The 11,876-nt window shown below is 65.6% G+C and carries 13 protein-coding genes and 1 tRNA gene; 2 read left to right on the top strand and 12 right to left on the bottom strand.

What is annotated here, in order from left to right:
- The 3 genes from AC1DDO_RS22765 to AC1DDO_RS22775 all read right to left on the bottom strand — a co-directional run.
- Positions 1-326, bottom strand: a 326-nt coding sequence (locus AC1DDO_RS22765) for an alcohol dehydrogenase catalytic domain-containing protein (protein ID WP_476972829.1), incomplete at its 3' end; no start/stop codon positions are given.
- Entirely contained in the window at positions 326-1,096 is a 771-nt protein-coding gene (locus AC1DDO_RS22770) for an SDR family oxidoreductase (RefSeq protein WP_476972830.1), read from the bottom strand. The genes AC1DDO_RS22765 and AC1DDO_RS22770, both read right to left, overlap by 1 nt.
- A 13-nt stretch (positions 1,097-1,109) precedes the next feature.
- Positions 1,110-2,045, bottom strand: coding sequence for an NAD(P)-dependent oxidoreductase (locus AC1DDO_RS22775; RefSeq protein WP_476869809.1), 936 nt, complete (start codon positions 2,043-2,045; stop codon positions 1,110-1,112).
- A gap of 82 nt (positions 2,046-2,127) precedes the next feature.
- Between AC1DDO_RS22775 and AC1DDO_RS22780 the strand changes: the two genes are divergently transcribed.
- Complete coding sequence (locus AC1DDO_RS22780; protein WP_476869808.1) at positions 2,128-3,192, top strand: D-2-hydroxyacid dehydrogenase; 1,065 nt, start codon at positions 2,128-2,130, stop codon at positions 3,190-3,192.
- 292 nt (positions 3,193-3,484) lie between these two features.
- On the opposite strand, the gene AC1DDO_RS22785 is transcribed toward AC1DDO_RS22780, so the two are convergent.
- From AC1DDO_RS22785 to AC1DDO_RS22805, 5 genes are all read right to left on the bottom strand, one after another.
- Positions 3,485-4,840 carry an MFS transporter gene (locus AC1DDO_RS22785; RefSeq protein ID WP_476869807.1) on the bottom strand — a complete coding sequence of 452 codons (1,356 nt, stop codon included), beginning with the start codon at positions 4,838-4,840 and terminating at the stop codon, positions 3,485-3,487.
- 159 nt (positions 4,841-4,999) lie between these two features.
- Entirely contained in the window at positions 5,000-5,797 is a 798-nt protein-coding gene (locus tag AC1DDO_RS22790) for an IclR family transcriptional regulator (protein WP_476972831.1), read from the bottom strand.
- Positions 5,798-5,967: 170 nt separating this feature from the next.
- Positions 5,968-6,798, bottom strand: a complete 831-nt coding sequence (locus tag AC1DDO_RS22795; protein WP_476972832.1) for a fumarylacetoacetate hydrolase family protein — start codon at positions 6,796-6,798, stop codon at positions 5,968-5,970.
- 277 nt (positions 6,799-7,075) lie between these two features.
- A complete protein-coding gene (locus AC1DDO_RS22800) occupies positions 7,076-7,366 on the bottom strand; it encodes a hypothetical protein (protein ID WP_441408697.1) in 291 nt (96 codons plus the stop codon).
- Between the two features lie 124 nt (positions 7,367-7,490).
- A complete protein-coding gene (locus AC1DDO_RS22805) occupies positions 7,491-8,759 on the bottom strand; it encodes a glycosyltransferase (RefSeq protein WP_476869804.1) in 1,269 nt (422 codons plus the stop codon).
- Positions 8,760-8,946: 187 nt separating this feature from the next.
- Here AC1DDO_RS22805 and AC1DDO_RS22810 point away from each other — a divergent pair, with 187 nt between their 5' ends.
- The gene (locus AC1DDO_RS22810; protein ID WP_476869803.1) at positions 8,947-9,132 is read left to right on the top strand and encodes a hypothetical protein; all 186 of its coding nucleotides are present in this window, start codon (positions 8,947-8,949) and stop codon (positions 9,130-9,132) included.
- Between the two features lie 79 nt (positions 9,133-9,211).
- On the opposite strand, the gene AC1DDO_RS22815 is transcribed toward AC1DDO_RS22810, so the two are convergent.
- The 4 genes from AC1DDO_RS22815 to AC1DDO_RS22830 form a co-directional block, all read right to left on the bottom strand.
- Positions 9,212-9,287, bottom strand: a tRNA-Val gene (locus AC1DDO_RS22815).
- 118 nt (positions 9,288-9,405) lie between these two features.
- Positions 9,406-10,320, bottom strand: a complete 915-nt coding sequence (locus AC1DDO_RS22820; protein WP_476869802.1) for an NAD-dependent protein deacetylase — start codon at positions 10,318-10,320, stop codon at positions 9,406-9,408.
- 31 nt (positions 10,321-10,351) lie between these two features.
- Positions 10,352-10,846: a peroxiredoxin gene (locus AC1DDO_RS22825; protein WP_476972833.1), complete on the bottom strand. Its 495-nt coding sequence runs from the start codon at positions 10,844-10,846 to the stop codon at positions 10,352-10,354.
- A gap of 29 nt (positions 10,847-10,875) precedes the next feature.
- A complete protein-coding gene (locus AC1DDO_RS22830; protein ID WP_018773429.1) occupies positions 10,876-11,295 on the bottom strand; it encodes a DUF3052 domain-containing protein in 420 nt (139 codons plus the stop codon).
- Between the last annotated feature and the right edge of the window lie 581 nt (positions 11,296-11,876).

The raw sequence follows: 11,876 nt of genomic DNA on the forward strand, positions 1-11,876 counted from the left end.
CCGTCCGCCGCGGCCCGGACCACCGTGCCGGAGACCTCGTGCCCGAGCACCAGGGGCGCCCTCAGGATGGACTCCCCCGCCGCGCCGTGCAGCCAGTAATGCAGGTCCGAACCGCAGATCCCGCCGTAGCGGACTTCGACGACGGCCTCCTCCGGGGCCGGCGCCGCCAGCGCCACGTCCTCGATCCGCAGGTCACCGGCGGCGTGGGCCACCACCGCCAGGCCCGAAACAGGCAGTGCAGACCCGGGCAGGGCCGACCCGGAGGTGTCAGATTCGGAGATGTCAGACTCGGTCGCTGCCTCGGGAAGTGCTGTGTTGCCGCCCATCAGACCACCACCGTCATTCCGCCGTCGATGAAGATGGTCTGGCCGTTGACGAAGTCCGAACCGTCCGAGGCCAGCCACACCGCGGGCCCGGCCAGGTCCTGCACGGTCCCCCACCGGTGCGCCGGGGTCCGGCCCAGGATCCAGGCATTGAAGCCCTCGTCATCGACCAGGTTCTGGGTCATCTCGGTGTGGATGTAGCCCGGCGCGATCCCGTTGATCTGCAGCCCGGACCCCGCCCACTCCGCGGTCATCGCCCGGGTCAGGTTCCGCAGCCCGCCCTTGGCGGCCACATACGGGGCGATCGTGGGCCGGGCCAGGTCGGTCTGGACCGAGCAGATGTTGATGATCTTGCCCCGGCCGCGCGGGATCATGTGCCGGGCCGCCTCCCGCCCGACCAGGAACGCGCTGGTCAGGTCCGTGGAGATCACCCGCTCCCAGTCCGCCACATCCAGCTCCAGCATCGGGACCCGGTGCTGGATGCCGGCGTTGTTCACCAGGATCTCCAGCGGCCCCACATGCTCCTCCACCCACGCGATGCCCCGGGCGGCCTCGGTGTCGCTGGTGACATCGAACGCGCAGCCGTGCACCCGCCCCGGCGGGTAGTCCGCGGCCATCGCCGCTTCCGCGGCCTTGAGCCGCTCGCCGTTGATGCCGTTAAGCACCACCGTGGCCCCGGCATCCGCCAGCGCCCGCGCCAGCGCGTTGCCGATCCCCCGGCTCGAACCGGTCACCAGGGCTACCCGCCCCGTCAGGTCAAAAAGTCCACTCATGGTTTGCTGATCCTCAATTGGTCTTGACTGGTGTGCTGTCTGTTGTGTTGCATCTGATGTTGTCGCTGAGATTGGAGATGGTTTGCCGTACGACGGCGAGGTCCCGGTCCCCCAGCCCCTGGCGTTTGAGCTCCGCGTAGAGCTCGACGCCGGCGGAGGCCATCGGCACCGCGGCACCGACGGCGTCGGCGCTTTCGAGCACGAAGGACAGGTCCTTGTGCATGAACTTGGCGGGGCCGGTGGGTTCGTAGTCCTTCGCGGCGAGCCTGGGACCCACGACCTCGAGGACCCGGCTGCCGGCCAGGCCGCCGGCGAGCACGTCGTAGAGGGCCGCCACGTCCATGCCGGAGCGTTCGGCGAGCTCGGCGGCCTCGGCGAGCGCCGCCGTCGTGCTTCCCACGATCAGCTGGTTGCATGCCTTGGCGAGCGACCCCGTGCCCAGCGGACCCAGCCGCCGCACGGTGCCGCCCATTGCGTTAAAGAGCGGCAGGAGCCGCCGGAAGTCGGTTTCGCTGGCGCCGGCCATGATGGCGAGGGTTCCCTCCACCGCACCTTTCGTCCCGCCGCTGACCGGCGCATCGACGACGACGGCGTTGCCTCCGCTCGCCGTCGCGACCCGTTTGCCGAACTCCTTGACCACAGAGGGCGAGACGCTGCTCATGACCACCACGGCGGTGCCGGGGGCGGGCGGCCTGGCGGCCCACTCCGTCAGGAGGGCGAGGGTCGCATCCTCAATGTCGGACAGATCCGGGAGCATGAAGACAATCACCGGCTGGTCCCGGAGCGCCTCGACGGCCGCCACGCGGGAGCCACCGAGGGCCTCGAAGGCGTCCAGGGCTGGTGAAGAGCGGTTCCAGGCCGTGACGGCCCACCCTGCCGCGAGGAGGTTGGCGGCCATCGGGGCGCCCATCAGTCCCAGGCCGACAAAGCCGGCTTCTTTACGGTCCATCTCCATGCTGCCTCACTTCGTCGTGGTCAATCCGTCGTGGTCAATCTTTGAAATCTGTTCAGCATTCTAGCCTCCATTCAGTATGATGAACACTATGACGACCAAAACCACCGTCGCGATCGCCGTCCCGCTCGAAGCAGAGCTTGTGGAACGCATCCGCGCCGTAGACCCGTCCGTGACCGTCCTCTACGAGCCCGACCTCCTGCCGCCGGAACGCTTTCCCGCAGACCACTCGGGAGATCCGGACTTCCGCAGGACGCCGGAGCAGGAGGAGCGCTACTGGGACATGCTCAACAAGGCCCAGGTGCTGTACGGGCTCCCCAACGAAAGCCCGGCGGGCCTTGCCCGGATCGCAGGCAGCAATCCCCGGCTTGAGTGGATCCACGCCATGGCGGCCGGCGCCGGCGGTGCCGTGAAGGCATCCGGGCTGGACGCCGAGACGCTGCAGAAGTTCAAGGTCACCACCTCGGCCGGCGTGCATGCCCTGCCGCTCGCCGAGTTCGCCGTCTTCGGCATCCTCAACGGCTTCAAGCGCAGCGCCGAACTGACCCAGGACCAGGCGGCCAAGGTCTGGCCCGAGCTCCGCACCCCTACCCGCCTGGTGAACGGCTCCCGCCTGGTGGTCACCGGGCTGGGCGAGATCGGGCTCGAGACCGCACGGATCGCCCGCGCCCTGGGCATGAGCGTCAGCGGCACCAAGCGGACCGTGGAGGCCATCGCCGGGATCGAGGAGGTCACGGACAACAACGGCCTGCCGGGCCTGCTGGCCACGGCAGACGCCGTCGTCAATACCCTTCCCGGCACGCCATACACCGAGAAGCTCTTCGGCCGCGCGGCCTTCGCTGCCATGAAGCCCGGTACCGTCTTCGTGAACGTGGGCCGCGGCACCGTGGTGGATGAAGAGGCGCTCCTGGAAGCGCTCGAGAACGGCCAGGTCTCCTACGCCTGCCTGGATGTGTTTGCCGTGGAGCCGCTGCCGCAGGACAGCCCGTTGTGGTCCCACCCCAGGGTCATGGTCTCCCCGCACACCTCTGCCCTCAGCGCGGCCGAAAACCGGCTGATCGCCGAGCGCTTCGCCAGCAACCTGCGGACCTACCTCGACGGCGGCGAACTGCCCCACCTCGTGGACACGGTGCACTTCTACTAGGCCGTTGCCCCGCAGCGCCACCGCATCACCACCCAGGGCGGCCCTTCCGGAAACGGAGGGGCCGCTCTTTGCGTCTGGGGGCTCCGGGGTCGGGCACTCCCGGTTGGCGACGCGAGTCCTGGCCGGCGACGCAACTCCCGCCTGGCGACGCGCATCCTGACTGTCGACGCCGGTATTTCGGTAGCGCCCGGTATTCTGCGCGTCGCCAGGCGCTTCCCGTGTCGTACAAAAGGCCGCGGCCCCTTCCTGGCAGGAAGGGGCCGCGGCTTGCGGATCTGTTGTTCGGGTACGCCTAGCTCGCGTCCTCGATGAGGACGAGGTCGCGTCCCACCGTCTCCGGCGTGAAGAACGTGGTGACGAACGAGATCAGCGCGAGCACCAGCGAGTAGATGGCGAGCACCAGCCAGGAATGGTCCGTGGCGGCCAGCAGCGCGGCGCCTACCAGCGGGACCAGTCCGCCGGCCAGGACCGCCGAGAACTCCCGGCTCATGGCCACTCCGGTGAAGCGGTACTGCGAGCCGAAGAGCTCGGGCAGCAGCGGGCACTGGGGGCCGAGCATGGACTGAACACCGAGGGCGATGCCCACCACCATGACAACCCAGACGAGCGTGACGTTGCCCAGTGTCACCAGGTAGAACGCCGGCAGCGCGATGAGCGCCTGGAAGAGCGCACCGTAGCGGTAGACAGGCACGCGGCCGATCCTGTCGGACAGCGCGCCGAACGTGATGACCATGACGGCTGCGAACCCTGCGGCAATGAGCAGGCCGACCGGGCCAATGAACTTGTCGCCGGGGAAGACTCCATCCTTTGCCGCCAGGAAGGCGACCAGCAGGGCGGAATAGATCGATGAATTGCCGTTCTCGCCCATCCGGAGGCCGATGCCGATCAGCACGTTCTTCTTTGAGTGCTTCCACAGCTGGCCGATGGGGTTCTTGGCCACATTCTTGTGCTTCTCCAACTCCTGGAACACCGGCGTTTCCTTCAGGCGGAGCCGTATGAAGAGGGCCACCAGAATCAGGAACACGCTGGCCAGGAAGGGCACCCGCCACAACCAGCCCTGCAGAACGGCCTTGTCGGCCATGGCAATCAGGGCAAACGTTCCCGCGCCGAGCAGGGTGCCCAGCTGGATGCCGACGAACGGGAGAGCGGCGAAGAATCCACGACGACGGCGCGGTGCGACCTCCGAGATCAGCGTGGTGGCGCCGGCCTGTTCCGCGCCGGCACCCAGGCCCTGGAAGATGCGCAGGATCACCAGGAGGACGGCGCCCAGCATGCCCGCCTGTTCGTACGTCGGCAGCAGGCCGATGGCAAAGCTGGCGGTGCCCATCAGGCCGATGGTGAGGATGAGGACCATTTTGCGGCCGAACCGGTCGCCGATGTAGCCGAAGACCATGCCGCCGAAGGGTCGGGCCGCGAATCCGACGCCATATGTGGCGAAGGAGGCGATCAGGGCTCCGTCCTCACCGAGCGGCGCGAAGAATAGCGGGCCGAAGATGAGGGCCGAGGCCAGGCCATATATATAAAAGTCGTAGTACTCCAGAGCGGAGCCTACAGAGCTGGCAAGCGTTGCCCGTCGCAGCTGTTCCGGATCGACGACGGCGCCGTCCGTGTCAGCCAGCGGTGTATTAGTACGAGTTGTCACAAGCACTCCCTCAAGAACACTCCAGAACCCCGTTGGCCTGGTGGGATGTGAGCAACCCCTCAAGGAGTCGATCACTATGTTGAACAGAGTACAGCATAGTGATCGGCTAGCCAATGAATAATCAGACTTATTCGTGGCGACTCAGGACGACCGGCGTTATGGGCCCTAGCCCATGGGGTTGCCAAGAGACCGGGCGAGGTCCCTGAGTTCCTTGACCATCATGGCGCCCTGTTCATCCGAGTAGGTCGCCTTGAGCGCCGTGACCGAGAGGCCAAGGCTGGGACCATGTGCGCCGCGCGTGGGGACGGCCACGGCCAGGCACACGACGCCAGTGGTGGATTCCTCGTCCTCGAAGGCGTAGCCCTGCGACCGGATGACTTCGAGCTGGGCCTTGAGTTCTGCTCCGGTGCGCAGCGACTTCGGCGTCAGGACCGGCAGTTCGGCGTCGTCCGGAAACATGTCCTCGACGTCATGGTCATGCAGTCGCGCTATCAGGGCCTTGCCCACGGCGCAGAGGGACACCGGCATTTTGTCGCCGATGTTGGACGTCAGGCGTACCGCCGGGTGCCCTTCGTAGCGGGCCAGATAGATGACATTTGTTCCGTCCAGCATGGCGATGCGGACAGTCTCGCCAGACAGTGTCGGAGCCTGCTCACAAAAGCGGTAGAACTCCTGGACCTCGTCGAGGCGGCTCAGGTACGCCGCACCCAGCTCAACCAACTTGCGCCCGAGGGTGAAGTCCGCGCCCTGGCGGTTGATCAGGCGGGCCTCCTCGAGGGCGAGGAGCAGGTTGGACGTTGAGGACTTCGGGATTCCCAGCTCCCTGGCCAGATCACTGAGCGTCAGGCGTCCGGTCGCCGATGCGGCCAGGGCCTCGAGCACAGCGGCGGCTCGGGTGACGGCCGGTGCGGGTGACGCGCTCCCCAATCCGTCGGAGGTTCGGGGAACTCGGGAATCGGCCATGATTCTCCTTCAGGTATCGCGCGCAAGTCGCCGCGCCACTCATTCAAATGCCGTCCAGTCAGCTGAACACTAACCATCATAATGCACCGCATGTGTCGGTGGCCGGGCCCGCCCGGCCCCGTTGGCCGCTGCCCGCACTTCGGCGCCCTTCGCTGGAGACCGCCGGCCCGTCAGCCGGCGGCCACCACGGGATTGGTCAGTTCGCCAATGCCTGCAATGTGGCAGGTGACGGTGTCGCCGGCAGCGAGGGGCGCGCACTCGGCCGGGAACCCTGTCAGCACCAGGTCGCCGGCGTGCAGCGTCATGAACGAGGTCAGGTAGGTGAGGATCTCCTCCACCTTCCAGCCAAGGTCGGCAGAACTGGCCGCCTTCAGCTGGGCTCCGTTGTGCTCGATGCCTATTGCCAGGTCTTCACCCGCCAGGTCCGTGACGATCCATGGGCCCACAGGTGTGAACGTGTCCTGGCTCTTGGCGCTGATCCACAGTTCATCGGATGCCTGCAGGTCCCTGGCGGATACGTCGTTTCCAATGGTGTAGCCCAGAATGGCGCTCATGGCATTGCCGGGCGTCAGGCCGCGGGCCTTGCTCCCGACGACGATAGTCAGTTCGGCCTCCGGCTCGACGCGGCCCACGCCCGGCCGCAGTTCGATTGCGTCCCCCGGGCCCACCACACTGGTGGTCGCCTTGTGGAAGGCCTGCGGCGGCAGGTCGCGGCCCGGGCGGCCGGTGTTGTGGGCCATGCCCAGGACGTTGGCCGGGACGCTGGGTGAGAGGAACGTGAACGATGCCTCATCCACGGTTGCGCCGAGTTCCCAGCCACTACGGTGCAGGCTGCCGGCGTTGGCCGGAGACCCGGGGAAGGGGGAGGTGGTTACCGTCCACGCCCTGCCGGCCGCGCTCTCAAAGTCCGGTTCGTCGTTGGAAACGAAGAAGTGTTCGTCCTCGGTGGCGCGGGAAACGGGGCGGACTCTGGCGATTCGGCGGGCATGCGTGGCGGTCATGCAATCATCCTAGGCGGGAGGGGTCCGTCGGCCCTGGTTAGGCCAGCGACTGGCGTAATTATGCCGCGCTGAAACCCTGGCGGTGTTTCACATTTCCAAAAGTTCACGGTATATTCATTACAAGCCTTCCACCGCGGCATCCCCCAATAGTCGCGGTGGAAGGCTTTTCCAATGCCCGGTTTTCGGGCCCGGCCAGTGTCCGTGTCGTGTCCAGCATTCAAGCTGGCGGACCGTTTGACCGTTCGTGATCGCCCGGCTCGTTCCCGCCCGCTGCAGCCTATGCGGCGTCCGCGACAGCCCCCCGAAGCCGCCATCCGCCGCCGAGGCCGTCCCGGATCAATTCCATGGTGGTCAGGGCCGACCCGTGGTTGCGCCCTAGCCTTGCCTGGACCTGCCAGACCTCGACGTCAACCCGGCTCAGGCCCTTGGGCATCCGGCGCTCGGCCTCCCACCAGCTGACGCGCTCGAACCAGCGCACCGGCTCGGCCCCGATCATCCACTCCCTGCCCCCGCGTACTACCGCCAGGGGCCGCCCATCCGGGCCGGTCTTCACCATCACGTGCTCCATGCCTGTCACGCTAGGGTGGAGCACCGACAATTTCTGGGTACTGGCAAGTTGGGTCCCGGACCGACGCCGCAGTCCCGGGCCGGGCCCGATCAGCGTCCCAAGGGCCGGCTTCGGGCCTTAACCTTTAGCCGGCGGCGTGTACCGCCACGACCCGGGGCTGGCGCAAGCGGATGAAAACGTCTGCCGGCTGACGGTTCTTGCCCCGCAGCGTGATGCCGGAGATGCTGACACCTTCCGGCAGGAGAAGGCTCTGACGCACAACGCCGCGCGCACTCTTCGACCACACCTGTCGGCTCCACCCAAACGTGGAGCTCTTCCGCAACCCGAGCTCCGCAGGATCCATGCCCTCCGCGCCGTGCAGATCGTAAGAAACCATGGCAAAACCTCCCTGAAGCCTGCTTTTCGACTCGAACTCAAACTCGAACTCGACCAGCCCCGCCTCGATTCCCGTGTCCAACGCAAACGTCAGCTCCGTCTCCTCGGTCAGGCACAGGGGTTCCGCACCGGGCGCGGACAGCTCGTGCGGCGCGGGTTCGCCGCGGACGATGTCCTCAATAAGGCTCGGCCATTTCCCCGCAGAAATATCCGCCGCCCGCACGGCCGGAAGCTTGTCTAGCCGCGCCAAGGAGGCCGCGACGCGCTCGTGCGGCGTCTCATTCAGGGTCGAGTCCTGATCGCTGTGACGGACTTGGAAGAACATGTGCTCCCGAGAGTCCAGAATGGTTGGCATCACTTGATCGACACCGTGGTGCGGACCGGGCGTAACGATGGAGAGGCTCCGCTCGCTCGGGTCGAAAGCGGATACGAACGCCATGCCTTGGGCGGACTTCGGGTGATAGAACTCCCGCAAGTTCACCAGCTCGCGTTCGCCCTTGTAGGCGGTCAGACCGAGCCCGAATGAAATTGCCATCCCCACGTGGTTCAGGGTGCGGTACTCCTCAAGGTGCGTCAGGTAGTCAGCGGCGAGCAGGTCGTCGTCGTCGAGGCGGAACCACGCGACGGGCTGCACTCCGGCGTCGGCGGCGAACTTACCGGCGAGATCCTGTTCGATCAGGGGCTTCACTTCTTCGATGCCCGTTCCCCGGACTACGTCGTTCCATTCCACGGGGACCAGGAACGGGTACTTGGAGGCGGCCGCGAAAAGGATTTCCTGGTGGCGCTTTGGCAGCAGCTTGGAGTACATCACGAAGTGCTTGTAGTCATGGTTCTCCGCCATGGCGGAAAGGGCAGGCACGGCCTTCTCGAAGAACATCTCAGCCCGAAGATTGAGGCGCTTTTCGGAGAACAGATACTGCATGTAGTCCTCCGGGGTCTTGAAAACGCCGCTGCGGGACGTTTTCCAAGAGTGCGATCCGGGTGAGAAGAGGCTGTAGCGGGTGACGCCGTAGAACATAGTTGTCCCCAATGGTCATTCGAAGCTGAACAAATCACCTAACTGTACTCTGCGCGGCCCGGACTTAGGACGAGGGAACCGCACTTCACGTCCCGTCACTAATGTCAGACATTTCAGGTCAGATGGTACGTTCGACGCGTGCCGGGGCGTACAGGGCGCCCTGGACGGATGACAAGGGGAATCCAAGATGGCTGAATCAAACGCTCAGAAACTGGAGAAGGCGAAAGCAATTGTGCTGGATTCAATCGTGAAGGTTGGCGTTTCGACCAACCAGTCGCAGGCCGTGCAGCGCCTCGCCAACGCCTACGCCCTCCTTGAAGGAACAGTCGAGCCCATCAGCGGCCCAAACGAGCCGTCGCCGAAAAGCGCCTAAGCGTCTTTAGAAAGCAAGAAACCCCGTCCTCGGCGGACCAAGCGGTCCGGAAATGACGGGGTTTCTCGGGGTTTTCTTGTGGTGGGTCCTACCGGGATCGAACCGATGACATCCACGGTGTAAACGTGGCGCTCTACCAGCTGAGCTAAAGACCCAAAACCGCGGTATCCGCGCCCAAGCGCTTCAACCAACGAACAGCTACTGTACCGGATGCCACGGGCCAAGCGCCAATCGGCCTGCTCCCTCCTGCAGCGGGCGGACCGCCGCGGCGGACTACAGTGGCGGCAGCTCGGCGGCCAGCCAGGTCAGGGCGCCGCTGACGCCGGAGTCAAGCTTGATGGTGGCGAGGTCGTCGCCGCGGGTCGGTCCCCTGTTGATGATGACCACGGCCTTTCCCTGCTTCGCCGCGTGGCGGACAAAACGCAGGCCACTCATTACCGTGAGCGACGAGCCAGCCACCAGGAGCGCCCGGGCCGCGTCGACCATGGCATACGCGCGCTCGACACGGTCCTTGGGCACGTTTTCGCCGAAGTACACGAAGTCTGGTTTCAGGGTGCCCCCGCAGGCGGGACAGCGGGCGACGACGAAGGATTCGATCAGTTCGGAGTCCTCGACCGTGGCATCGGCATCCGGGGCCATTTCAATGGCGCCGGCCGCCTCCGCCCGTTCCAGGAACCCGGGGTTGAGTTCCTCCAGGATCCCGGCCAGCATCCGGCGGCTGAACCTCCGGTGGCAGTCAAGGCAGACAACCTGGTCGAACCGGCCATGCAGGTCCACGACGTTGATGCTGCCGGCGTCCTCGTGGAGGCGGTCCACGTTCTGCGTGATGAGTCCGGTAAGCAGCCCCCGGTGCTCCAGCCGGGCTACAGCGGTGTGGCCGTCATTTGGATCGGCCCGGCGCAGGTGCGACCAGCCGATGTGGTTGCGGGCCCAGTAGCGCTGCCGGTTCCCCGGTTCGCCGATGAACTCCTGGTAGGTCATGGGCATCCGCGGCGCGGCGCCGGGCCCGCGGTAATCCGGAATGCCCGAATCCGTGCTCAGGCCAGCGCCAGTCAGCACGGTGAACTGTCCCCCGGACAGGACGCCGCGGATGTCCTGCAGGACCTCGAGCTCGCCCTGCAGGAGTTGTGCTGGTGTATCGCCGGCTTCGGCGGCCGTGACGGGCGGGAGGCTGGCAAATCCTGTCATGCCGATTCCTGGCCGCCGCTGCCTCACCGGATCAATTCCCGCTGAGCCCTGCGAGGGCGGCCCGGTATTCGCCGAGGTCCCGGGCCCGGCCGCGGGGATTCACCACGACGTAGCGGACGATTCCCGCCGCGTCGATGATGAAGGTGCCGCGCAGTGCCATGCCGCTGTCGGCGTCGAACACCCCGTAGGCCGATGCCACCGCGCCGTGCGGCCAAAAGTCGGCGAGCAGGTCGAAACCGTAGCCTTCCTTTTCGGCGTAGGCCCGCTGGGCGAACTTGCTGTCCACCGAGACTGCCAGCACCGCGGCGTTGGCGTCCTCGAACAGAGCCAGGTTGTCACGGATTTCGCACAGCTCGCCGGTGCAGATGCCGGAGAAAGCGAAGGGATAAAAGACAACCACGACATTGCGTCCGCGGAAATCCGAGAGGCGCACCGGTTCGCCATATTGATTAACAAGTTCGAATTCCGGTGCGGAATCCCCGACGCCGGGAACTGGAGTCACGGCGGGCAGCGCCGCGGGAGACACCGCAGCGGCCTCATGCTGGACCGCTTGGGTCACTTGTTCTTCCGCGTGACCAGACGGGTGGCGCTCCAGTCCTTCGAGACGCCGGCGGAGGTGGTGTAGTGAAGTCCCGCGGTGGGGGCAGCATCCTGGATGTCTGCCGGCGACACGTAGCCGTCGCGGCCCGACTTGGGAGTCAGGACCCATACGACGCCGCCCTCGGTGAGGGTGGTCAGCGAATCGACCAAGGTGTCCACAAGGTCTCCGTCACCTGCCCGCCACCACAGAATGGCGGCGTCGACCACTTCGTGATCGTCCTCGTCGAGCAGTTCAGAGCCCGTGAGATCTTCGATATCGTCACGCAAGTCGAAGTCGACGTCGTCGTCATAACCGAATTCCTGAATCAGGTCCCCGTCTTTGAAACCCAGTTTCTCCGCCACATTTACCGAAGTGGCGGCGTCGGCCTCGCTCACGTGTTGCTCCTATGTTTTGTGAATTGCTTCATGTTTTCAATGGCACTAGTGATTTCCATTACTCCAAGCCAACACCCTTTGAGCTCTCGCTTCAAGCTGTTGACCCCGCGATCCGCCATATTCTGCGTCACACAGGCCGATCCGAAGGCTGCAGGGCAGCCCTTCGTCACACAACCAGTATGCCCGTGAAATACGACGACGGGTCCATGCGGCGGCTACGCATCGGTCTGCCCGCACGGCTAGAGTGGCTGATGACGACTACGCCTGCGCGGGCAACCGCCCGACTGATTACAGGCAGGCGTACCGTGATTGGACCTTGCCCGGCGCATACGACCGGGCTGTTGTAACCGATATGTCGCACACGTCGCGTTCAACCCAGGCAGTCACCCTGCCCGGAGCTGAGGGTGCCGATGGATGCGCTCAAAGAGAGGTTGGACGTGGCTGCAGGAGAAGATACCTCCCATATCCTCAGCGGGTTGACAAACCAGCTGCCTGATCGTGATCCGGAAGAGACCGCCGAGTGGCTGGAGTCCCTGGATGCGCTGATTCAGGAACAGGGCACCGAGCGTGCCCAGTACATC

Source organism: Arthrobacter sp. 10N43, from assembly GCF_056394525.1.

What these genes read in the sequence shown, in the direction of transcription:
- AC1DDO_RS22795 (WP_476972832.1), bottom strand. Translation starts at nt 6,798, where the DNA reads ATGACCGCCACGCATGCCCGCCGAATCGCCAGAGTCCGCCCCGTTTCC.
- AC1DDO_RS22805 (WP_476869804.1), bottom strand. Translation starts at nt 8,759, where the DNA reads ATGTTCTACGGCGTCACCCGCTACAGCCTCTTCTCACCCGGATCGCAC.
- AC1DDO_RS22775 (WP_476869809.1), bottom strand. Translation starts at nt 2,045, where the DNA reads ATGGACCGTAAAGAAGCCGGCTTTGTCGGCCTGGGACTGATGGGCGCC.
- AC1DDO_RS22800 (WP_441408697.1), bottom strand. Translation starts at nt 7,366, where the DNA reads ATGGAGCACGTGATGGTGAAGACCGGCCCGGATGGGCGGCCCCTGGCG.
- AC1DDO_RS22810 (WP_476869803.1), top strand. Translation starts at nt 8,947, where the DNA reads ATGGCTGAATCAAACGCTCAGAAACTGGAGAAGGCGAAAGCAATTGTG.
- AC1DDO_RS22820 (WP_476869802.1), bottom strand. Translation starts at nt 10,320, where the DNA reads ATGACAGGATTTGCCAGCCTCCCGCCCGTCACGGCCGCCGAAGCCGGC.
- AC1DDO_RS22780 (WP_476869808.1), top strand. Translation starts at nt 2,128, where the DNA reads ATGATGAACACTATGACGACCAAAACCACCGTCGCGATCGCCGTCCCG.
- AC1DDO_RS22790 (WP_476972831.1), bottom strand. Translation starts at nt 5,797, where the DNA reads ATGGCCGATTCCCGAGTTCCCCGAACCTCCGACGGATTGGGGAGCGCG.
- AC1DDO_RS22770 (WP_476972830.1), bottom strand. Translation starts at nt 1,096, where the DNA reads ATGAGTGGACTTTTTGACCTGACGGGGCGGGTAGCCCTGGTGACCGGT.